Origin of the sequence: Psychrobacter nivimaris (assembly GCF_043419765.1) — a bacterium.
Taxonomy (GTDB): Bacteria; Pseudomonadota; Gammaproteobacteria; order Pseudomonadales; family Moraxellaceae; genus Psychrobacter.
Genome location: NZ_JBHOFX010000001.1, coordinates 360,237 through 382,943, shown reverse-complemented (window position 1 = coordinate 382,943; position 22,707 = coordinate 360,237). Strand labels below are relative to the sequence as shown.

General features: G+C 41.4%; 17 protein-coding genes. 9 read left to right on the top strand and 8 right to left on the bottom strand.

Features of this window, described 5'->3' with window-relative positions; translation table 11 throughout:
* From ACHEVO_RS01405 to ACHEVO_RS01385, 5 genes are all read left to right on the top strand, one after another.
* The coding region (locus tag ACHEVO_RS01405; RefSeq protein WP_394123626.1) for a beta strand repeat-containing protein at positions 1 to 3,228 on the top strand (3,228 nt) is incomplete at its 5' end.
* A gap of 176 nt (positions 3,229 to 3,404) precedes the next feature.
* Positions 3,405 to 5,351 (top strand): hypothetical protein, encoded by a 1,947-nt coding sequence (locus ACHEVO_RS01400; RefSeq protein WP_394123625.1) that lies wholly within the window; start codon positions 3,405 to 3,407, stop codon positions 5,349 to 5,351.
* A 757-nt stretch (positions 5,352 to 6,108) separates the two neighbouring features.
* The gene (locus ACHEVO_RS01395) at positions 6,109 to 7,590 is read left to right on the top strand and encodes a TolC family protein (RefSeq protein WP_394123911.1); all 1,482 of its coding nucleotides are present in this window, start codon (positions 6,109 to 6,111) and stop codon (positions 7,588 to 7,590) included.
* A 74-nt stretch (positions 7,591 to 7,664) separates the two neighbouring features.
* Complete coding sequence (locus tag ACHEVO_RS01390) at positions 7,665 to 9,989, top strand: type I secretion system permease/ATPase (protein WP_394123624.1); 2,325 nt, start codon at positions 7,665 to 7,667, stop codon at positions 9,987 to 9,989.
* A 2-nt stretch (positions 9,990 to 9,991) separates the two neighbouring features.
* On the top strand, positions 9,992 to 11,161 hold the full coding sequence (locus ACHEVO_RS01385) for an HlyD family efflux transporter periplasmic adaptor subunit (RefSeq protein ID WP_201580478.1): 1,170 nt from the start codon (positions 9,992 to 9,994) through the stop codon (positions 11,159 to 11,161).
* Positions 11,162 to 11,276: 115 nt separating this feature from the next.
* On the opposite strand, the gene ACHEVO_RS01380 is transcribed toward ACHEVO_RS01385, so the two are convergent.
* The 7 genes from ACHEVO_RS01380 to ACHEVO_RS01350 form a co-directional block, all read right to left on the bottom strand.
* A complete protein-coding gene (locus ACHEVO_RS01380) occupies positions 11,277 to 12,011 on the bottom strand; it encodes a hypothetical protein (RefSeq protein ID WP_394123623.1) in 735 nt (244 codons plus the stop codon).
* A 165-nt stretch (positions 12,012 to 12,176) separates the two neighbouring features.
* A complete protein-coding gene (locus ACHEVO_RS01375; protein WP_394123622.1) occupies positions 12,177 to 13,121 on the bottom strand; it encodes an acyltransferase in 945 nt (314 codons plus the stop codon).
* A 531-nt stretch (positions 13,122 to 13,652) separates the two neighbouring features.
* Positions 13,653 to 14,195, bottom strand: a complete 543-nt coding sequence (locus ACHEVO_RS01370) for a peroxiredoxin-like family protein (RefSeq protein WP_394123621.1) — start codon at positions 14,193 to 14,195, stop codon at positions 13,653 to 13,655.
* Positions 14,196 to 14,382: 187 nt separating this feature from the next.
* Complete coding sequence (gene yghU / locus ACHEVO_RS01365) at positions 14,383 to 15,270, bottom strand: glutathione-dependent disulfide-bond oxidoreductase (protein WP_191113762.1); 888 nt, start codon at positions 15,268 to 15,270, stop codon at positions 14,383 to 14,385.
* A gap of 70 nt (positions 15,271 to 15,340) precedes the next feature.
* On the bottom strand, positions 15,341 to 15,994 hold the full coding sequence (locus tag ACHEVO_RS01360; RefSeq protein WP_394123620.1) for a DsbA family oxidoreductase: 654 nt from the start codon (positions 15,992 to 15,994) through the stop codon (positions 15,341 to 15,343).
* A 110-nt stretch (positions 15,995 to 16,104) separates the two neighbouring features.
* Positions 16,105 to 16,659, bottom strand: a complete 555-nt coding sequence (locus tag ACHEVO_RS01355) for a carboxymuconolactone decarboxylase family protein (RefSeq protein ID WP_296210931.1) — start codon at positions 16,657 to 16,659, stop codon at positions 16,105 to 16,107.
* 489 nt (positions 16,660 to 17,148) lie between these two features.
* Positions 17,149 to 17,439: a putative quinol monooxygenase gene (locus tag ACHEVO_RS01350; protein WP_394123619.1), complete on the bottom strand. Its 291-nt coding sequence runs from the start codon at positions 17,437 to 17,439 to the stop codon at positions 17,149 to 17,151.
* Between the two features lie 389 nt (positions 17,440 to 17,828).
* Between ACHEVO_RS01350 and ACHEVO_RS01345 the strand changes: the two genes are divergently transcribed.
* Both ACHEVO_RS01345 and ACHEVO_RS01340 read left to right on the top strand, forming a co-directional pair.
* The gene (locus ACHEVO_RS01345; protein WP_394123618.1) at positions 17,829 to 18,509 is read left to right on the top strand and encodes a glutathione S-transferase family protein; all 681 of its coding nucleotides are present in this window, start codon (positions 17,829 to 17,831) and stop codon (positions 18,507 to 18,509) included.
* A 122-nt stretch (positions 18,510 to 18,631) separates the two neighbouring features.
* Positions 18,632 to 19,216, top strand: coding sequence for a TetR/AcrR family transcriptional regulator (locus ACHEVO_RS01340; RefSeq protein WP_165597230.1), 585 nt, complete (start codon positions 18,632 to 18,634; stop codon positions 19,214 to 19,216).
* A gap of 126 nt (positions 19,217 to 19,342) precedes the next feature.
* Here ACHEVO_RS01340 and ACHEVO_RS01335 read toward each other — a convergent pair whose 3' ends face one another.
* Positions 19,343 to 20,260 (bottom strand): haloalkane dehalogenase, encoded by a 918-nt coding sequence (locus ACHEVO_RS01335; RefSeq protein WP_394123617.1) that lies wholly within the window; start codon positions 20,258 to 20,260, stop codon positions 19,343 to 19,345.
* A 798-nt stretch (positions 20,261 to 21,058) separates the two neighbouring features.
* Here ACHEVO_RS01335 and ACHEVO_RS01330 point away from each other — a divergent pair.
* Together ACHEVO_RS01330 and ACHEVO_RS01325 are read left to right on the top strand one after the other, a co-directional pair.
* A complete protein-coding gene (locus tag ACHEVO_RS01330; protein ID WP_394123616.1) occupies positions 21,059 to 22,021 on the top strand; it encodes an OmpA family protein in 963 nt (320 codons plus the stop codon).
* Positions 22,022 to 22,106: 85 nt separating this feature from the next.
* Positions 22,107 to 22,707 (top strand): hypothetical protein (locus ACHEVO_RS01325; protein ID WP_394123615.1); only part of this gene is annotated, 601 nt, incomplete at its 3' end.

Here is a 22,707-nt window from a genome sequence, read left to right as displayed (position 1 = left end):
ATCACCTTAACCAATGAAGCAGGTACTCAGATTGGCAATCCTGTGACCGTTGATGGTGATGGCAACTGGAGTGTGGCTGTGAGCCCAGCAGAGGTCACTGCCATGAGCGAAGGGGATGAAACCCTGACAGCCACTGCCACGGACGCCGTTGGTAATCTCAGCGCCCCTGCGATCAAAGACATCAGTGTGGACACGGATGTACCAACGGCACCAACTGACGCCCCTGTTGTTACTGATAACGTCGCCAATGACGGCAGCGGTGACGTGCTTGACCCTACAGAAACCATTACTGATGGCAGCGTCACTAACGACAATACTCCAAGTGTGACCGTCCCTGCTGATCAAGTAACTAACGGCACCCCGCAATTGGTCATTGATGGAGTGGTTGTACCCTCAACCTCTGTGACCAATGGCGATGGCAGCGTGACCTTAACGCCAACCACGCCACTGACTGATGGTGAGCATGACCTAAGTTACAATCTCACAGACGATGCCGGTAACGTGAGTGATGATGCGCCTGCTGTTAGCGTGACGGTTGATACCACCGTCATTATCGCTCAAGATGACTCAGATAATATCGATTTAGGTAAGTTACAAGTAACCACTTATCCTTCAGTAAATAACGATAGCGTCACCGTACTCGGTGTCGCCGAAAGCGATAGCGGTACAGATGGTACGCTTGACTTTACGGTAAGTGAAGGCGCTAATGGTACGGTCAGTATTGAAGTTAGTCAGACAGCACTAGTCGCAGTAGCGGATGCGGTCAACATCGAAGTCTACAATAGTAATGGCGACCGTGTTTATGTCGGTACGACTGGTGGTGACCCACTGGTAGGTGATGTAATAGGTCTAGAATTATTAGGATTGACTGGCAATGACACGTTAACAGCAGTCGTATCTGGTTTAGAGCCAGGAGATTACACTGTGGTAGTGCGCAAAAGTGAGAGTGCATTAACCACTTTAGTACAAGATGTGGAGTTGGCAGAGTTGGGTGACTCAGGCATTGTTTTAGGTCCAAATAACCAAGAGGCTGTCTTAAATGCAGTGGAAACCTCACTCAATACTGATTACCCTATCTTGCAATTGGGCACTACTGTCAAAGGTATTCTGTCAGCTGCATTGCTAGTAACGAATGAGCTGGGTGTCGATGAGTTGGTAACGTTGCTTCAAGACAATACCGTATTGAACACTTTGCTTGGTGGTGTGATTGACCCAGTATTGGATGCGGTTGCAGTAGCATTGCTTAGCAATACTTTAACGCTGCTTGAAACCACTGATGTCACAGCCACCCTAACTGAGTATGATTTCGATTCAAGTACAGCTATCACAGGCAATGTGATTGACCCTGAGGCATCGATAACGAATGAGTCAGGTGAGGATACGGTTACTGTCAACACTAAGCTGACGGACATAAGCAGTGATAATATAGTTTCAGAGCCAACGTCTCAGCTTGTCGACGGTGTCAATGTATTTACCATACAGGGACAATACGGTGTACTAGTGATTGATGAAAATGGTGATTATACTTACACGGTCAATGGTGATTATGCTTCGTCAGGTGAAACAGACGTGTTTGAGTACACCATCTCTAACGGTGCAGCAGGTAACAGCGATACCGCAAAACTGGTGATCGATATCAGCTCTACGGCCCCTGATGCACCAGTTACAGCGGCAACTATTACAGACAATGTAGCTAATGACGGCAGTGGTGATGTGCTAATACCTTCAGAATTCATTGCAGATGATGGCACCACAAATGACAATACACCAAGCCTTGAGGTTGCTGCTGGTGTACTTAGTGATGGTGAAACACTGCAGTTAGTGGTAAATGGTAACGTAGTTGATGCAGTGATCACTGAAAACGCCGATGGTAGCTATATTTTGACGCCGCAAACACCTTTAGATGATGCTAAGTATGAGCTAAGCTACAACATCAAAGATGCGGTGAACAATGTGAGCGGGAACGCACCTGCTGTGACAGTTACAGTAGATACGACCTCACCAGCCGCTGTAGACAATGAGTCCACCCTAAATGTGAATGTCACGCCCACCATCACCACGCAAGAAACACAAACAAAAACGGTAGGAGGGCTTTTAAATCTTGGCGTGCTTTCGGATACGATAGAGGTAAGTTTGCTTAGTAGTAACAGTGGGCTTACTTTTGTGGTACCCAATAATGCGACTGAGCAAGTAACCGTAGATGGCACTGGCTTTGCTACCTTAAGCGTAGGAGGTCTTACTGCTCTCTTAGGTCTTGGAGATATTGACTTTGATCTTTTGGTATACAGAGTTGAAGATGGTAGCAACGATGCTGTATTGGTACACAAAACAGAAGACTGGTTAGTTGGCAATGGTGTCTTGGCTGCTAGATGGAACGCCGATAATTTAGTATTACCAGAGTTTGAAGGTGGTGGTACCTATTATGTGACCTTGGGTAACAACGGGGGGCTTTTAGACGTTGACTTATTAGGCGGCTTATCCATCAGCACAGTGTCCGATGTGGTTACTAACTATAGCCCAGCTGGCAGTATTGACGGCTCGGTAGGGGGTAACGTTATCACTGACTTAGGTGTTGATGGTGCTGATACGGTAGCTACTGGCACAGTGGTATCAACAGTTAATGGCTCAACTGTGATTGACGGCACAGAAATAGTAGGTAGCTATGGCACATTGACCATTAATTCGGATGGTAGCTACAACTATGTGGCCAACGCCACATTTACAGGTACTTATGGTGATAAAGATATCTTTGAGTATACGATTACTGCACCAAATGGTGAGTCATCTTCTGCAAATCTAGAGATTACGATCGACTATGATTCTGAGAGCCGGGCATCTGCAGGTCGCGTAAGTGCCAGTAGCTTCACACTTGCTGATGATGCAACTTCTATCGATATTCCTGATACGTCATTGACTGTCTCAAGCGAAGGGCTTGATGTTTTAAGCTTTGAGGGCGCAGGTCAAGTCATTAGTTTAGCTGACATGATGCAGCCTGATATCATTGATATTGGTGGCATCGGGGCTAATACTTTAAATGTGGCAGTTAGCGATGTTGAGTCTACTATCTATATCAGAGGTGATAGCGATGATACAGTCGATCTAGAAGGCGATAGTTGGTCCAATGTTGCACAGATTACCTCAGAAAATGAGCTATATAATGTATGGCAAGTAGGTGCTGATACATCTACACAGATTTATATCGATACTGATATTACCAACATTATCTAACATTCAATAGTTGAACTTTTATCTTGAAAACGCTTCCAAAATGGAGGCGTTTTTTACAATATTTGTCTAATTTTTTTGAGCTATAGTGAATAAGTATAAAAAATAGCCTTAATATAATGGCTGTATATTTATATGCAAATACAACAAAGCATAAGGTGCTACAGGGCAATAAAGACATGGATGAACATATAAACTCGAATCTTCTAGTAAAATATTTAGAAGTATTTTTACCATCTATTTATGATAACTGGACGCAGTCACATCTCACGAAGCTAAATAACGAAACAGAAAGCAGCTCAGATGGCATAGTGTTAGATAATTTGGCCAATACTTTCATATTGTCGGTCTCTGATAGTCAAAAAAGAGCCAAAACAATTACCTTTATTATTGAACATTTAGTAAATACAGATGAAGTAGGTAGTACCAATAATTTTTCTGATTTTGAAAAAATATTGCCGGTGATAATGGCAAAGCTTGATAAGTTAACAGAGAAGTTTGATGATCCTATTGCTTGGCTAAGGCTTGAGTGGATCAATCAAGTCTCATTCACTACTTGGTCAAATTTTCAGCAAAGTCTAAAGGGCTTCAAACGCAATTATTACCGCTCAGGCATTGCATTTGAAGGTGTGCGCGAGCCATGGTTATTGCTAACCGAAATGGAGTTAAATGCCAATGCCTGCCTCTATAAGGGTAACACGATCTCTCATGCAGGGGTTAATGCTAATAATCTGAACGTGTATCTAAAAGCGCGCCATGGCAGTAGCCAAATTCCAAAATTTAGCGATGATTTACCCGTTATTAGCTTTAACACGGCTGGTGTGTTTATAGATGATCACACAGGTGAATGTCATCACCTTGATACTCAGCCACGCTTTAAGGGTCACCGTAAGTTGTTGCCACTATCGGCAGAGACGACTCAGCCTATTATTGAGATGTCTACAAATTATTTAGCCAGACAGGTGCAGCCTTCTGGCCAGTATGTGTATGGATATTTTCCTTGTTTTGGCCGCACGATAGATACTTATAATAGCCTGCGCCATGCCAGTAGCACTTATGCACTGATAGAAGGCTATGAAGCTTGTCATAGTTTTGACGCCTATCGTAACGATGAGGCTAAGCTTGCTTTGGCTAATATGAAAGTTAGTATTGATAATGCCATGAGCTACCTAATTGAGGAACTTATTCAAACCTATGATGACAAAGCGTATGTGATTGATACTGGCGGAGAGATTAAGTTAGGCGCAAATGCTGTTGCGATATTAGCAATCGTTAAATATTTGCAAGTGTTTAGAGGCACACCAAAAGCAGATGATTATCATGCGTTGGCAGAGCAATTAGCGCTAGGCATCATCGCGATGCAACAAGATGATGGTAGCTTCATACATGTCTTACATAGTAAAGATTTAACGCTAAAGGCCAAGAATCGAATCATTTATTATGATGGTGAGGCAGCATTTGCAATGATGCGTTTATATGGCTTGACCAAAGATGCACGTTGGCTTGACTGTGTCACTCGTGCTTTTGACTATTTCATTGAAGCCAAGCATCATCAAGCACATGACCATTGGTTGTCTTACTGTTCAAACGAGCTGATCATTTATAAGCCCGAAAAAAAGTATTTTCAGTTTGCAGTCAACAATATTGCAGGCTATACCGATTTTATCAAAAACCGTATCACTACTTTTCCGACATTGCTTGAGCTATCCATGGCGTTCCATAAAATGCTATTAAAGCTAGATGAGCATCCGGAGTTTCATGATGTGTTAGCAGGTTTTGATGTTCAAGGGTTTTATCAGGCATTGCATGCGCGTGCTAATCATCTTATAAATGGTTTTTTCTTTCCAGAAATGGCCATGTTTTATAAATCCCCGCAAACGATTTTACATGGATTTTTTATCCGCCATCACTCGTTCAGAGTGCGAATTGATGATGTAGAGCACTATCTATCAGGGCTTATTGGTTACTTTGATTTTTTAAAAACGGCCAATTACCCAAAGCTCGCTGCGAAAAAATACCAGTCAAATTACGATGTAATCCATGCAGATAACGAAGGCAAAAATCAGCCAGTAGAAGTAGGCAGTCAAGATATGAAATCTGTCTTATCAGCCAATATGGGGCAATAGCTTCTTACTGTTCTTTCAAGTATTTTGAATACAACGGTAAGAATGTTTTTAATACCAACAAGCTTATACACTCTCATCCGAATGTTCTAGGATTGAAGACAGGTAACTTGGTTGGTATAGGTTCGAATCTTATAAACTACTGGACTGATGATGACACGCATTATCTTAGTATTACTTTAGGAGCTGAAAGTCGAGACATATGTTATAGCATCTCCAAAGCAATTATGAATAGCTATGGTAGGTTTACTCCGTAAAGAGCGGCTTGGGAGGCTTCATTCAAATAGCAATTAATGTATGCCATTATTTACGAACTATCTTAAACTTATATTGTAGCTATACTCTTATTTTATGCTATATGTTAAACAATATTTTTATGCGAGTAAGACGCACGTTTTTATGTTCAATTATCCAAGTCTATTAGTAGTAATAGACTTAAATTGATTTTACGAAATATTTAATTAATATCTATTGATTTTTCGACGTAGCGTTATAGTTTTACTGATGATTTATTAAGTGTGGAGCTATACTGGCGAATTGAGGCCAACGAAACAGTAGTTCTAAGACTATCTTATATGACAGGTTAGACTTTATTTAAATTATTATCTTATTGCCTTATAAGGTAAGTTTTAGTAAGGTTTAGTGCATAAAAGATCAACATTTATTCAAAAAACATTCATAGAGCTGATCACTGAAAAATAATATGAAAAATTCGTCAAATCGTAAGCAGTTACTTCGTAATATTTCAGTGCGCCATTTTATGACCGCTTTGGCGACTGGTATATGTTTTACAGTGACTTCACACGCAGCAGTAGCAGATTTCCAAATCAATAGCCTAGTGGCGCAGGCAATTCAAACGCATCCTTTAGTGGGGTCTGCTCGAGCGAGTCAACAAGCAACAACCGAGGGAATTAATGCGGCCAAATTAAATCTTTTACCAACACCAAGCGTAAGCTCAGGTTACGATAGAGACAATGACTTTGTCTCAGAGGTGACCATTCGCCAGCCCCTATGGACAGGGGGTAAGCTCACCGCAGATGTCAATCAAGCCATATTCGATGATAAAGCTGCTGTAGAGTATATCTATGAGCAGCAAAACCTAGTGGCCAAAACAACGATTGATGCTTGGCAAAGCTATATCCAAGCTGTCGCTACGCAAAGTGTCCATGTAGAGAATTTAAAAGAGCTGAATGATTTTGAAGCCATGATGCAGCGTCGCGTTGGCCAAGGTGTGTCAGCTCGTATTGAGCTTGATCTGGTGACTAACCGTATCCTGCAAGAGCAAACATCTTATCAAGCGGCAGTTGAGCAGCAACGTATCGCAGCTGCTAGGCTAGAACAAATCATTGGTCAACCACTGTCTCAGATGAGTGTCACGAGCATACCAAATATTAAGGTATTGGTAAATCAAGCCAAGCAGCAATCCGTTGACTTTGAAAGAATGGCATTTGATAGAGCTGGCTTTTACAATCCTACCGTCGTAAAAGAACACTTCCAAATTGAATCCGCTAAGCAAGGTGTCGAAGCACAGCAAGCGGCTCGTTACCCAACCATTTATGCACAATATGAGCATGCTTACTATCATGAGGATAACGAAAACGATGGTAAGTTCTCAGTGGGATTGAGCTATGCACCAGGTGCTGGATTTTCCAATTTTGCGCTAGCACGAGCCTCACAGGCAGAGGTCAACAGCCTAGTGCAAAACCAAGAAGCTGCACGCCGTAATGTTATCGAAAACATTCAAGTACAGTATCAGCAGTTTGTCAGTGCCAAAGACCGAGAAACCTCGTTGGTCGCTGCTGTAGCAGGGGCACAAATTGTGGTCAGCTCTTATCGCCGGCAATTCATCGCAGGACGCAAGTCATGGCTTGAAGTACTAAACGCTGTCCGTGAGCATAACGATTATCAAGTCCAGCTGGTACAAACTCGCTCAGAAATGTTGGGTGCATTTTATAGACTACAAGTAGATTTTGGCATTATGCAGTGGCAGCAGTTCTCTCATAATCGTGACCCAGTGACTTTGTTTAGCCCAGCCAACTCTGTCAAGCAATGGCTCAATAAGCAAGACAAAAACAGCGCTAGCAGTCATTTCGGTTATGGAAACAACGCAGCAGAAGAATATATCGATATTAAGCTGCCCGAGACGGCAGAGCAAAGCTTGAACAATGGTGAGTATCTCATGTTAAATGATGATTACAGTATTACGCCGATAACTGATCAAGAGAATATGACAAATAAGTAAATCAGAAAGTCATATAAATAGGCGTAAATTATCCTACATACGCAACCATCTAAAATATTAAATAAGCGATTAATATGAGTGCACAATTACAAAAGACACCGTCTCAGTCTGTTGACCACCATGAGCTGCAACACTCAGAGCAGGTTGATCTGACCGAAACGCTGACTGATGCGATTAAGCATTTACTCGGACAGCAAGGCTATCCAGTAGATAACATACGGCTCCATGATGTCGTCAAACGTCATAGTGAGCAATCGGACAGGCAAGGTCAAAGCATTCATGAGTTAGGCGGTGTCATTGCAGTATTACAAGGCATTGGCATAACAGATACACCAGAAATACTAGAGCAGCCTGATGCCGCTTTTTTGCCCTTACTAGCGTATCGAACGGATTTAGGTTGGGGCGTGATTGACAGCCAAACGCCGCAAAAAAGCTGGAACTTTAGACAAGCAAACCAGCAGGTACATACGCGTGCCGAAGAGTTGACCTTGGTCATGCGTATTCGTCTAAAAGAAGATCATATTAAGCAGCGCAAGGCCTCATTTTCTGATCTATTAAAGTCTGATTTGGGTAATTATAAAGGTATTTTAGCTGAAGCCGTTATCGCCACTTTTCTGATTAACATGTTGGCATTAGCCGTTTCTCTATTTTCTATGCAAGTTTATGACCGTGTCATACCAACGCGTAGTGAATACACGCTGATCATTTTAGCCAGTGGCGTCTTCTTAGTGATTATGTTTGAAGCGTTTATGAAGTTTTCTCGCTCAAGAATCATGGATAAGGTCGTTGTCGGTCTAGACCAGTACCTATCTCGAGAAGTGTTCCAACGTCTACTCAAAGTACGTATCGATCAAATGCCGGGGTCAGTTGGCTCTATGGCAGCACAGCTACGTGGTTATGAGCAAGTACGTAGCTTTTTTACGGCGAGCACGCTTTTTGGTTTAGTCGATTTGCCCATGACCATTATTTTTATCAGCTTAATAGCTTTTATTGGCTCGCCATTAGTCGCTGTTGTACCAGTGATAGCGGCGGTCATCGCAATTACGATGGGACTGATTGCACGCAAACGTATCGATGCTATTGCATCAGAGGGCGCGACTGCTTCTTATTATAAGACAGGTCTGTTAGTAGAAGCTGTGGAAGGCGTCGAGACAATAAAAGCCGGGGCAGGCAGCTGGAAGTTCCTCTCGCGTTGGCTAGATGTGATGGATGTCACTATCAAAAACGATTTGGATATGAAGCATGCCAATGACAACTTAACGTATTTTACGCAGATGCTACAGCAAGTAAGCTACGTTGGTATCGTGATAGTCGGGTCGTTTGTCGTCATGCAAGGTGATATGACAATGGGCGGACTGATTGCCTGCTCGATACTTGGTGGTAGAGTGTTAGCGCCTGTTATGGCGATACCCAATCTGCTAGTACAGTACGCTCATGCCAAAGCGGCCAAAATGAATATTGAAAGTCTGTTTGCACTAGAGCAAGACAACCAAGGCGTTGCGTATCCATTATCGCCTACGCATATAAAAGGCGCGTATCAGTGCGATGGATTGTCTTTCAATTACCAAGGCAACGATCGACCAGCCATTACGGTTCCGCAACTATCGATTAAACCAGGAGAGCGTATAGCGATACTTGGGCCTATTGGTTCAGGTAAATCTACCTTGCTTAAGGTGCTGGCAGGACTGTATGCACCAACGGAAGGACGCGTGTTGTTAGACGGACTTGATATACATCAGATCAGCCGTGAGACACTTAGTGAGCGCTTGGGTTATCTGCAGCAAGACCATCGATTGTTCCAAGGAACGCTGCGTGAGAACCTGTTAATCGGTATGGCAGCGCCCAATGACGATGTCCTTCAAGAGACTCTAAATAGGACAGGGCTAATCAACTTAGTATCCAGTCATTCAAGCGGTCTTGACCTACCGATCAGTGAAGGCGGCAAAGGACTATCAGGTGGACAAAAGCAACTGGTGGCATTTACCCGTTTATTATTGACCAAACCTGATGTGTTCTTGCTAGACGAGCCGACGGCTTCCATGGATAATCGACAAGAGCAGCGCTGCCTACAAGTGCTACGTCAGGAGTTGACGAAAGGGCAGACGTTTATTGTGTCGACCCACAAGACAGCATTGCTAGACTTGGTAGATCGTCTGATCATTATGGATAACCAGCGTATTATTATCGACGGTCCAAAACAAGTTGTACTTGATGAGCTCAGAAAAAACGATCAAGCAAAAAATAAAACTACCGTGCAGCAAAAAGATAGAATCGTTGATAAAACCAGTCAACCGTCAAAAGAAGGTGCCGACGAAAATAAGCCTGCTACCTCTAGAGTAAGAAACATCAGCATAAAACCCATCAGTGCTAAACATTCAACAGACGATCAAGGGAAGTAGGCATGTCAGAGTATAAGTACACACCCACTAAACCCCAAGTTAATCGTTCAAGGTTGAGTATTTGGATAGCATTAATCGGGATCGTCACTTTAATTATTTGGGCATCATTTGCCAAGATTGACCAAGTGACCCGTGCGCAAGCAACGGTAATCGCCAGTGCTCGAACGCAAGAAATCCAAGCGTCAGAAGGCGGCGTATTAACTCAGCTGGCTGTCACAGAAGGTGAAGAGGTTAAGGCAGGTCAATTATTGGTAGTGTTGGAGGAAGAGCGTGCTAAAGCAGCTGTTGATAATTCCGCTTCTAAGACGGCTGCGCTAACTGCTAAGCTAGCAAGACTAAATGCTGAGATTTTTGAAAAACCGTTGGTATTTCCTAAAGGGGTACAGGACTATCCTGAGTACGTGCAAAACCAAAGGGCGCTATACAATAGACGTCGTCAAGCTATCAACGAGGAAGTCTCTTCCCTTGAGAAAATGCTAGTGTTGGCGCGTCAAGAATTGCGTATGAATGAGCCTTTATTAAAGTATGGCGATGTCAGTCAAGCTGATGTCATCAAGCTCAGCCGCCAAGTTGCTGATATCGAAGCGCAGATTAATAACAAGCGTAATAAGTACTTCGAAGAAGCACAGGCTGAAATGACAAAGGCTCAAGAAGAGCTAGATACAGAGCTTGAGCAATTGCGAGATCGGGCGCAAGTACTTGAAGAGAAACGCTTAATGGCTCCCACAGAAGGTAAAATTAAAAACATCAACGTGACCACTATTGGCGGTGTCGTCAAGCCCGGCGAAGTCATCATGCAGATTCTACCGACCAGTAGTGACTTGGTTATAGATGCCAAGGTCAGTCCCGCTGATATTGCTTATGTCAAAGAAGGTCAAGAAGCGACCGTTAAGCTTGATGCTTATGATTACTCTATCTTTGGAGCCATGAAAGGGACAGTCAACTATATCAGTCCAGACACGCTAATGGAGCAAACACCTAAAGGCGAAGAGCCTTACTACCGTGTTTTAATTGTGATTAATGGTGCTGAATTTAAGGGGCGCGGTGATGAGATTGTCATCAAACCTGGTATGACAGCTTCCGTCGATATCAAAGCGATGGAGCGTACGGTATTGTCTTATTTGACTAAGCCAATTACCAAAACCTTATCAGAAGGTTTGGGTGAGCGCTAACAGCTTAATATTGAACGTTTATTGACGAGATAATAAAAACCCCAGTTAATTGCTGGGGTTTTTTTATATAAAAGCACTGGGTCTAATTGGATAACCAACCATAAGTATTCTAATATCAATTAGAATCTTCAGGAAGTCTTTGGTTATTCGCCTCATTTCTTAACTGTTGTTGCTCATCAATTTTCTGCTGGTTACGCTTTTTGACTTCGTTGATAGCCGCACTCAATTGATCGTTTATCGCTTCCACTTCAGATTTTGCTGAAAGATAGTCTTTATCTATTTTGACGTTACTTTTTTGAGCAGGGACGTCTATATCCAGCAAGCTTGCATTGTTTTTAATTTCTTCTAATTTATCATCAGTGTTCGCAACTATAGACTGGGTATTGCTAACTGTTTGAGCATTTTGTGTCCTGTCCTTTTGCGGAGGAGTTTTGTTTGCTTGAGGTGATTCTATCGATGTAGAAGCTGGTTTTTTGGGCTTATTATCGATGTTATTGGCAGTTGAAGAAGAGGGTGATTTTCTGCTTTCCACGTTGGCTGTTTGCTCATCACTACTTGTTAGCTGAGATGCTTCAGGCTCATTACCAATCTCAGATTTTTTATTGACCGTGTCTTCTATACTGTCGTTAGTGTCATTAGATGTCTTAGTGCTGGTGACAGTAGTGGTATAGACCTTTTCAGGTAGATCTACATTGTTGATAGCAATAGGTTCAGTCGAGTTCGTTTGGCTATCAGCTACTTCTACTGAATCCGTCTGATGAGTGTTGAGATAGAAAATAAAGAAAACCCCAACGTGTACTAATACTGCAAGGCACAATGCCCAAAACCATTTTTCGCGGAACTTCATCATTATATGGCTTTACCTTTATCATATTAGTACACGTGTGACACACCTTGAGGTTATCAAATAATTGGGATTGTTGGTAGAGAGAATCGGCTAAGCCTGTTCAGTATTATCTTTAATTTCAGAGTCTCTATTTCCAGAGTCGTTGTCCTAAAGGTCATTGGTCTCAAATTAACTGTTCTCAAAGTCAGCCAGCATTTCTGTGATTAGCTGATCCTTTTGATGCCATATTTGCTCTACCCATTCAAACATCTGTGCTTTTATAGCCTCATCTGTTTCATAGCCGCCGTTTTTGATCGCAGTAAATAGGTCTTTGGGTATCTCAATATGTCGCACATCGACGCCTAAACGTTTGATATTGCCTTTCCATAGATCGCTATAAGTGGGTACACCATCAGGGTAGACAATCGTCATGTCCAAAATCCCATCAATCTCTTCCCCTAAGGCACTCATAGCCAGTGATAACCCGCCAGCGCGTGGTTTAAGTAAATGCGTATAAGGGGATTCTTGTTTATCATGTTTGCTAGGGGTGAAGCGAGTCCCTTCTAGATAGTTCAATAGCGTAAAAGGCTTGTCCTTGAGCAACGCACACGCTCGTTTCGCTTCTTCGATATCCTTACCCTTTAGTGCAGGGTTTTTAGCGATGGCTTCTTTTGAATGTCGACGCATCATAGGAAAGTCGAGAAAGTAGAAAGCCTGACCAATGACAGGGATGTATATGAGCTCAAACTTGGTAAAAAAACGCGTCAATGGCAAACGTTTTTCGCTGATATATTGCACGATACTGGTATCAACCCATGACTGATGATTGCTCACCAGTAGATACTTACCGTTGGTATGCACATCATCAGGCAAATTAATACGCCAATCTTTGCGCGGTAATACGTTATCGATCAATGCATTGTTACTATTGATCCAATAGTTCGTCACATCGATAACGGCTTTGTCAGCGATGGCAGCACCAGTGATAGCCTTGGTAGCACCCATTACCCAAACAGGTAGCCCAGCTAACATACTATTAAAAGTAATAACACTGGTTGCTGTCGTCAGTGAGGCAGCTTTGCCCAATTTTGGAGCGCGTTCATGTAGTTTTTGAACGATTGATTTCAATCGCATATCGAATCCTTTTACTCATACCTATGATGAGATATTGATAATGTTGCTGCATGATTTTAGCAGAAATCAATCTCAGTGTACGAGTGTTAACAACAAATAATAAACAGCATTGATAAATCATAACGTACAATCGTATCAAGATTTAGCCGAAACGAGAGGCAAATCAAACCATAAACACAGTCTGTTTTATTTATAAAAATAAACCGATAAAAAAGGAAATACAGATTACTTAAAAGGGAAAATGTTTATGATAATATTTCGAGCTCAAATATAGCCCTTATAGGCTGGCTAGTCTATGAGTTTCGTCTAGAACTTCTTTTTGTAAATTAACAGTGCTACTCACACATTAATATTGAGCAAATACTAATGAAGTTAAATATGAAGCGACTGCGTTTGATAGCAGTTAAGTTATCAACAAATAAAAAAAGGGCGTATCAAGAATTATCTCGATACGCCCTTTGCAATTTAACTGGTTAGATATTGATCAGCTAAATAATCGAGTGAATCAATACTCTATATTTACTATATCAATTAGCCGTGCATACCACGAATAGGGTAGTTGTTTTCTGGATTTCTAACAAAAGCCAAACCGTTTGCCAAGGCTTCAAGATCTGGTCTAGAGAACGGTGCATTTGAGATATCGACAATGTGCACTTTTCCTTCAGCATTGATAACGAACACAGCAGGCTCAGCGAAAGGATGATCAGTTTCTTTTTCTGAACGTGGGTCAGAGATATATAGACCTAGCGTGTTCATCTGCTCGATAGTCAGACCATAAGCCATAGGGAAGCTAACATCTATTTGATCTAGATGACCTTCTAACTGCTCTTTGCTGTCTGCAGATACTGCAATGATATCGACACCGACGTCATAAAAAGATTGTTTTACTGTCTCTAAGGTATTTAGATATTTTGTGCAAATTGGGCAATGCTTACCACGGTATACAACGACTAGTTTCCAGTCATGACCGTGTTCAGGTTTGCCTAATGAAGTCATTTTATCGTTTAATACTTGTACTTCCATTTCAGGAAACGTAGTACCGGCTTGAATTTTTTGAGCATAATCTGTTGACATAGTTCTTATCCTTTTTAATAGTATTTTTATGGTTAGTTGATATTTAACAGCCTTACAGTAGCAGTCTTAAGTGCAAAAGTACTGGACGTTTACAGTAGTCCCAAGTAGTAACAGGAAAAGTTAACATTACCTTTAAAATCGCTCAATAAGACTACTTAAGTAAGCTAGTAAGTCATAGACAAAGCGTCTATTTTTTCGCTTCTTCAGTTGTTTGAGCATCTAGTTTATCTTGAGTTTTTAGCTCAAAATCAGAGGCGTCATGACGCTCGTGTAGTTGCTCAGCAGGTTCACCCCAAGTGCGGTTTACCTTGCGACCACGTTGCACAGCAGGACGCTCTAAAATCTCAGTTGCCCAGCGGCGTACATTTGGATAGCTCTCAACTTGCAGGAACTCTCCTGCATTGTATGCTTCGCCTAGTATTAGATTGCCATACCAAGGCCAAGTGGCGATATCTGCAATCGTATACTCATCACCACCTAGATAACGATTTTCTGCAAGCTCTCGTTCTAGTACATCTAACTGGCGTTTTACTTCCATCGTGAATCGATTGATAGGGTACTCAAACTTTTCTGGTGCATAAAAGTAGAAATGTCCAAAACCGCCACCCAAGTAAGGGGCAGAACCTTGTAACCAGAAAAGCCAATTCATCACTTCAGTACGTGCTGCTGCATCTTTAGGCAGTAGTTTTCCGAATTTTTCGGCAAGATAGAATAAAATAGCGCCACTCTCAAACACACGGCTACCAGTCTCTGTATCCAAAAGCACAGGAATTTTTGAGTTCGGATTTAGCTCAACGAAACCTGATGAGAACTGTCCACCTTCACCAATTTGAATCAGGTGAGCGTCGTACTCAGCTTCTGTCACCCCTAACGCCAGTAACTCTTCGACCATAATGGTGACTTTTTGGCCGTTAGGGGTGCCCATTGAGTAGATCTGCAAAGGGTGTTTACCGCGAGGTAGTTCTGCTTCATGCGTTGGACCAGCGATAGGGCGGTTGACACTTGCCCACTTGCCGCCGCTTTCTGCATCCCATGTCCAGACGCTGGGTGGCTCGTAATGATTAGAGTTTGACATAATGATGATACCTTTTTATATACTGTGCTCAGTAGGGGGTAATTGGTAAATCAGATCCAGTTTATTGTTTTTATTCTGGCATGTCTGCTAGTTGCTTTAAGATGTTTTTGTAGTTTTCTACACCTTGCGCGCCGCTCACTAGATGCTGACCGTTAAAGATAACGGATGGTACGCTTTGAACACCTTGCTGCTTTGAGTGCTGTACGGCTTCACGTATCACATTGGCAAAGCGTTGATCTGCGATAACGGCAAGCGCCTCAACACGATCGAGCCCAATATCTGCTGCGACGTCTGCCAGTACGGTACTATCAGCCACGTTTTTATTATCAACGAAATGTGCAACGAACAATGCTTGTTTTAGGTCGTGCATACGTCCTTGCTGATCAGCCCAATGCAGCAACTGATGCGCGTTAAAAGTATTGTAGGTACGAAACTCGTCGGTAAACTGAAAATTGAATCCAGCTTCTGCACCTGCTGCTGTCATTCTAGCTCGGTTCTCTTTAACGTCCTCAGCAGTTGTACCGTACTTCTCCATAATATGCTCACGATAGTTTCGTCCTTCGTGCGGCGTATTAGGATTTAACTCAAATGGGTGCCAATGAATCTCGTGCGGCGTGTTGGTTTGTTTTAATGCCGCGGCCAATTGGCTATAACCGATAGCGCACCAAGGGCACACAACGTCTGACACGATGTCTATTTGTAAGGTTTTTTTTGCCTGTTCCATAGGATCTCTCATTAGCGATAAATTAAAATGAAAAACTGCTGCCCGAAGATGTTTCGAACAACAGTATGAAAACATCAAATGGACTGTGTCAGCGTTAGCTAAAAAATATATTAGTCAGCTTTGTGCCACTCAAATTTCTGGAATGGTTTGTCGACTGGGGTATTAGCTAGGTGATTCGTGTAGTTGCTCATTACTTTTTGAGCAGCACCAAGGATAACTTCAAGAATTTGGCGCTTAGTGTAGCCTGCATCTAAAAATGCTTGAACCGCGCTGTCATCAACGTTACCACGATTACGGACTACAGATAGTGTGAAGTCACGTAGCGCTTCTAGACGTGCAGTTGGTAGTGGCGTTTCATCACGTAATGCATCCGTGATAGCGTCATCTACTTTCATGCTCTTTGCAATACCAGTATGCGCAGGTACACAGTAATGGCAAGCATGTTCAACGTTGATAGTCTGCCATACAACAGTGGTCTCTTCATCATCAAAACTGCTGTCTAAAAACAGTTGATGTAGCTTTTGGTAGCCTTCTAGCAAGCCAGGTGCTTCAGCCATCACGGCGTGTAGGTTAGGTACCATGCCAAATGCTTTGATAGAAGAATCAAGTAAGTCTTTGCTTTCTGCTGGGGCTGTGTCTTTATCGTGTAGAGTAAATTCGGTCATAATATAATTCCTAATAATAGGTTTGAGATTTAATGTGTTTTAGAGTTTTCATGCTCGCTTCAAAGCAATCGCTGATTTACATTCAATTATTGGCTTGAGTATTTACTCAAAATTAGCAACTTTGCTTAGTCAACGAGTCAATAGAGACTACTATAAATGATATTGAGCAATCGCTCAATAATTATTTGAGTAATCGTTCAAGTAAATTGTAATGGATCAATTACATTACTCTGCTTAATTCATATTATTCTATTAAGATCAGTATCTTAATAAGGTAACACTATGTAAGTAGTAAGAGAAAATAACGGTAAAAAAGTGATTGTTAGCATTAATAACGTTATTTTCTCTAGTGTTACGGACAAAGCTTATCGAACTGTCGGGTCGTTGCGTAAAGATAATATTGAAAAAGGAGAGCAGAGATAAGCTCTCCTTTTTATTTCAGTTCCGCCAAAATACTAATGCTTATTGAAATGACTGAATGAATCGAGATTAATTAACTTCTGTCATCTCATGTAGAACGAGTGATTCAACCGCGCCTTCTGTTGCGGCGGAAAAGTCTTTTAGATGTTGGTTTTCCATATGGATTTGCCATAGCTCGCGGGTGGCCCAGCTTTCATGAAACATAAAGTGAGTGGGTTTCTCATTGTCTTGGAACAAATCATAACGAACACAGCCTTCTTCGCTGCGAGTAGCTGGTATGAGTTTTTCGAGCTCAGCTTTTACGAGAGCGATGCTATCGACTTTTGCTTTTATATGGGCGATGACGGTTAATTTAGTCATTTCTAATCCTTTAAATTGGTGTGATGGTTAGATGGGTTTTGAGGATGATTGTTGGTAAAAGAGTCTATATGCGAACAGAGTTATATCGACACTGTGTTTATTATATCAATATATAACATTACTTGAACGACCGTTCATTTGTGGTTATAGTGTATATCAGACAATAAAAATGTGCTTCAAATTTCGACGTCTATTTTTGTTATCTCATTACAGCTTTTATAGTCATTAGTATATAGTCGATTCAATTTAAAAGTAGTACAAGGCAACCGAACGTAGATGTATATTTAATACTTCAAGCGAGGTTAACGCAGTAATATTTTTATAGTGGAATGAATATAGTCACCAGATTTGATAGTCATTAGACGACTGTCTTCTAATAGGATAAAGTTATGCTTAAATTTTATTTTCATCAAACGCCAAATCCAATGAAAGTAGCATTGTTTCTTGAAGAAACTGGGCTGCCTTATGAACTTGTGGCAGTAGATACGTTAAAAGGTGAGCAGCATACACCTGAGTACCGCGCTATTAACCCAAACGGCAAAACGCCTGCGCTAGAAGATGATGGCAAACGCGTGTTTGATTCTACAGCTATCTTGATGTATCTTTCTGAAAAAACAGGAAAGCTGGCAGGACAACCAGAAGATCGTAGCGAGATGCTGTCATGGCTAATGTTTGTGGCATCTGGATTGGGCCCTTTTTCTGGTCAGTCTGTTCACTTTAGACATAAAGCGCCAGAGAAAATCCCGTATGCGATTAATCGCTACCTTCGTGAGGCTGAGCGTCATTATGAAGTGCTAGATACACACCTAGAAGGTCGTGAATATATGGTTGGTGATAGTTACTCAATCGCTGATATTTCTACTTGGGGCTGGATTGATAAGTCGACAGTTGTGCTAGGCGAAGGCGGCTTGGATAACTATCCGAATCTAAAGCGCTGGTTTGATAGCATTAATGCTCGTCCAGCGGTACAAAAAGCCCGTGATATTCCTAAAGGTATTGATTTCAAAACTGAGTTTGATGACGTTGCTGCACGTGCGCTTTATCCGCAAAACTTTGATAAAAACAGTTAATCGAAGCAAAGAGACTTAATAAGTCTTATAATATAAAAAGTGATTAAAACCAGTAACTAAGGTTGATTCTACAAACTTTGCCTTAAAATAGATTTTAAGGCAAAGATATTAAGGTGAAAATTATGAGTGCTCCGATAAAGTTCAATCGTGAGGATGTGATCGAAAAAGCAAAAAATCTCTATTGGGAAAAAGGCTATCACGCGACATCAATGCGCAATTTGCAAGATGTGGTGAATATGCACCCAGGTAGTATTTACGCAGCTTTTGGTAGTAAAGATAAACTATTTACAGAGTCACTGAATCGCTATGCTGCAGATGGTGCCAAGAGATTGGCCGACTGTATTGAGCAAAAAGACACAGTGCTGGATGGCTTAAAATATTTTATCCATACAGTGATTGTTTGTAATAGCGCTACTGCGCCTAGTGGTATGTGCATGATCGTCAAGACAGTCGCTGAGCTTACTCAAAACGATAGTCCAGATTTGCTCGCACATGCGACGAATATATTGGAAGGTATAGAGGCGTCGTTTGCCGTGCTCTTTGGACAAGCCATTGATAGCGGTGAGATTAGCGCAGAAAAAGATCCAGTTGAGCTGGCGCGTTATTTCCAAATTCAAATTATAGGTCTCAGGACTTATGCGCAGGTCACTAATGACAATGATGCAGTAGAGAAGTATATCGATGATATTTTTAAAAATATCGTATAGCAAGGCTGTATAAAAAGCAGATTTTTTAGTTATGACAGCTCGCGCCTTTTGTCGTTAACCAATCATCATAGTATTACTAAAAACCCTGATTGCTAGTACATTAGCAGTCAGGGTTTTTGTTATCTATTACTGTGCTTTCGGATTGTCATTGATGAACTTCAGCAGAAGCTCAGCCAACGTTTCACCCTGGTCTTCTTGCAGGAAATGACCCCCATTAGTGATAGTCGTATGATTTTGGCCTTTGGTACCAGGAATCAGCTTTTGCATGATGCGATCGCCGCCACCAGTTACGGGGTCAGAATCACTAAACAATGTGATAAATGGCTTGGTCCATTTGCTTAGCACGACCCAAGCTGCACGGTTGTTTTCTGAAGCAGGATCATCGGGTGTCGTAGGCACTAGGATAGGAAACTGTCTAGCACCTTCTTTATAGGACTCATCAGGGAAGGGTGCATCGTAAGCATCCAGTACGGCTTGAGACAATGTCGTTGTGGTACCGCTTTTAATGGCGCCTGCTACATTAAATTGCGGCGTCTCTTGAGAGAACTTCTGCCACTTGCGAAAGCCTTCGCCAGGATCATGATCTCCAGTCGGTAGCATCGTGTTGCCTGCTGCGATACGATCGAATTTATCAGGATGCGCTGCTACTAAACGTAGACCGATTAAACCGCCCCAATCTTGACAAAACAGTGTGATATTTTTTAAATCCAATTGATCAAGCACCGATTGCATCCAATCGACATGGCGCTGATAAGTGTAGTCAGTACGTGATGCAGGTTTGTCTGAACGTCCAAACCCAGGAAGGTCTGGCGCGATAACGCGGTGTCCTGCTGCTGTTAGTATGGGAATGACTTTGCGATACAGATAAGACCAAGAAGGCTCACCATGTAATAACAAGATGGGGTCGGCGTCGCTTGGACCTTCATCAAGGTAATGTACTCGCAGCTCACCACCTTCTGTATCATCGACCATCAAATAGTTCGGTTCAAAATCGTAATCTTGCAAGTTAGCAAAACACGAATCAGGCGTCCTAAGTTTTTTCATATATCATCCTTGGGTTAGAAAAATAACACTGCATTCTGGCACTGGTGTTAGATAGTCTATTAGAGGTGAGTCTCTAAGTGCTACTCGACTATCACTGGTAATGCTAGTGATAAGGCTATCTAACTATAGTCTATATTGATTAAACGTTCAAAATGAAAACTATACCCTACATGCATTCGTTGCTGCAAACATTAATGCTAGTAAAATTAGAAACGAAATACCATGATGACTGATTTTGGAACATATTAAGTATTCAGAAAAATATGACAGATATACACTTAATCTATTTGTAAGTTTGATTACTTTCCATCTATCGACTCTCTTACAAAAAGAATAACTTTTATTATATATATTCAATAATAACAATCGTTTTTTAAGGAATTGGATATAGTTAATAGATTACAAAACACAAATTGTTTCTGTGAAAAACGGTTGACTAATTTTTTGCAGCGTCAGATGGATGATGTAGTATTATTCCTATAGTAATCAACGATTAATATAAATTGAAATCTAGATTTCTCATGTGAAGTAACAGTTTAAAACGCTGCATCAGAAGGTTTTAAACTGAATTCTATGAAGTTGACTTTACAAAACACTTAAATTACTATCAATTAATAAAAACAGGTCATTTTTTATCCGAATGAACTCTACCGCGTTATAAAAAGACAAAAGTTCTCTAGTAAGTAAAAATCAAGTCCGAATTATCGACTATTTTGTTAAAAGATAAACTATATTTAGGCGGTATCCGAGCAAGAACAAACACATTGTCTCAAAGAAATTATCAATTAGGAATCTATAATGGAAAGAGTATTTAAGAACACTATCGCAGCTATTATTTTACCCACTATTTTGCTCGGTATATCTGGATGCGCTGCTATAAGCAATAGTGGAATTGATAACGAGGGCGACAGTCGTAGAGTGGGCAATGTCACGTGGAACAATCAAGTCGACACAGACGTTCGCAAGCTACTAGCAACAGAAGTTAATACCGATCAAACAAGATTGATATTTATTCGTAAAAATGACGATGATTTAGAGCAAACTAGTGCTAATATTTCTGTTAATAATAGATATCAAGTAAGCCTACACCCTGGTAATTATACAGCTGTTAACTCTTGCGTTGGTACAAACCAGTTAAGTGCTCATGCTACTGGTTTTAAAGACAATAACTTATTAGCAGATAAAAAAGACTATCAGCTTGATGGTGGTCAAACATACTTCTTCTACGTTGATATGGATGATACAGGAAAAAGTACACTCGAAGAAATAACTGCTGACAGTGCATTACAATTATTAGAAACCAAACGCTATCAAAATCATCAAATTAGCCGAGTAGTGCCTAATTGTGCAGCTCCTGTAGTATCTGAGCCACTAGAAACAGCACCAGTAGTACCTGTCTTGGCAGAGAAAGTGACAATCGAGCTTGAAGTATTGTTTGAAACTGACAAAGCTATTGTTCAGCCTGAATACTACTCTAAAATTTCTGAAGTCGCAGAGTTCATGACTCAATATCCAAACACCATTGTTACTATTGAAGGTCATACCGATAGTCGGGCAAGTGAGCAATATAACCAAGCTCTATCACAACGTCGAGTGAACGCTGTAAAAGAAGTGTTAATCACTCAATTCGGTGTAGATTCTGAACGTCTCAGTGCTGTTGGTTATGGTGAGTCACAGCCAAGAGCTAGTAACGAAACAGTAGAAGGTCGTCAGCTTAACCGCCGTGTTATTGCTGTTGTGGAAGAGCGTTCAAATAACTGATAGAAAAACGAATTTGTCATAAGTAAATTAGGCCATAAAAAATTCAAACAGTATTGTTGCAACTAAAAAAATAAAAGGTAAAAAAATGAATGCTATTGTCGTAAAAACGAATGATGCCACTCAGACTATAAGCCAAATAGAGATCATAACTAAAGATGGTACACCTACCGTCATTAAAGCCGTAGACAAAGTAAACTATGAGTTTCATGACAAATCTATTAACCGGGCTCCTAATCATATTGTTACTAAACGGATAAAAAACGACCTTCACGTATCGTTTGAAAAGGAAGGTAAAGATAGTGACCTTATTATAGAAGGTTTTTACGATAGCGCAGATAGTGCATTGGTTGGTATTGCCGAAGATGGTGAGTATTACTACTATATCCCAGATACTGGTGAAACCTATGATTACGTGACTCAGTTAAATATAGGCGATGTAGAAGGTCAAGCTTTAGGTGGTCAAGAATATGTAGCAGCTGCGATACCGTGGTGGATACCTGCTGCTGCTGGTATTGGACTGGTTGGATTACTGGCGAGTGGAAGTAGTAATAGCAGACACGATGACAGCAATACGGAAGAGGGTACTGCGCCCCTCGTAACAGATGATCGCCAAACCGGCACACTTGGTCAACCAGTGGTCATCGACGTGCTCAGCAACGACACCGATCTTGAAGGCGACATCGACC

What these genes read in the sequence shown, in the direction of transcription:
- ACHEVO_RS01395 (WP_394123911.1), top strand. Translation starts at nt 6,109, where the DNA reads ATGACCGCTTTGGCGACTGGTATATGTTTTACAGTGACTTCACACGCA.
- ACHEVO_RS01335 (WP_394123617.1), bottom strand. Translation starts at nt 20,260, where the DNA reads ATGAAAAAACTTAGGACGCCTGATTCGTGTTTTGCTAACTTGCAAGAT.
- ACHEVO_RS01340 (WP_165597230.1), top strand. Translation starts at nt 18,632, where the DNA reads ATGAGTGCTCCGATAAAGTTCAATCGTGAGGATGTGATCGAAAAAGCA.
- ACHEVO_RS01330 (WP_394123616.1), top strand. Translation starts at nt 21,059, where the DNA reads ATGGAAAGAGTATTTAAGAACACTATCGCAGCTATTATTTTACCCACT.
- ACHEVO_RS01350 (WP_394123619.1), bottom strand. Translation starts at nt 17,439, where the DNA reads ATGACTAAATTAACCGTCATCGCCCATATAAAAGCAAAAGTCGATAGC.
- ACHEVO_RS01380 (WP_394123623.1), bottom strand. Translation starts at nt 12,011, where the DNA reads ATGATGAAGTTCCGCGAAAAATGGTTTTGGGCATTGTGCCTTGCAGTA.
- ACHEVO_RS01355 (WP_296210931.1), bottom strand. Translation starts at nt 16,659, where the DNA reads ATGACCGAATTTACTCTACACGATAAAGACACAGCCCCAGCAGAAAGC.
- ACHEVO_RS01370 (WP_394123621.1), bottom strand. Translation starts at nt 14,195, where the DNA reads ATGTCAACAGATTATGCTCAAAAAATTCAAGCCGGTACTACGTTTCCT.
- ACHEVO_RS01360 (WP_394123620.1), bottom strand. Translation starts at nt 15,994, where the DNA reads ATGGAACAGGCAAAAAAAACCTTACAAATAGACATCGTGTCAGACGTT.
- ACHEVO_RS01375 (WP_394123622.1), bottom strand. Translation starts at nt 13,121, where the DNA reads ATGCGATTGAAATCAATCGTTCAAAAACTACATGAACGCGCTCCAAAA.
- ACHEVO_RS01390 (WP_394123624.1), top strand. Translation starts at nt 7,665, where the DNA reads ATGAGTGCACAATTACAAAAGACACCGTCTCAGTCTGTTGACCACCAT.
- ACHEVO_RS01345 (WP_394123618.1), top strand. Translation starts at nt 17,829, where the DNA reads ATGCTTAAATTTTATTTTCATCAAACGCCAAATCCAATGAAAGTAGCA.
- yghU (WP_191113762.1), bottom strand. Translation starts at nt 15,270, where the DNA reads ATGTCAAACTCTAATCATTACGAGCCACCCAGCGTCTGGACATGGGAT.
- ACHEVO_RS01400 (WP_394123625.1), top strand. Translation starts at nt 3,405, where the DNA reads ATGGATGAACATATAAACTCGAATCTTCTAGTAAAATATTTAGAAGTA.
- ACHEVO_RS01385 (WP_201580478.1), top strand. Translation starts at nt 9,992, where the DNA reads ATGTCAGAGTATAAGTACACACCCACTAAACCCCAAGTTAATCGTTCA.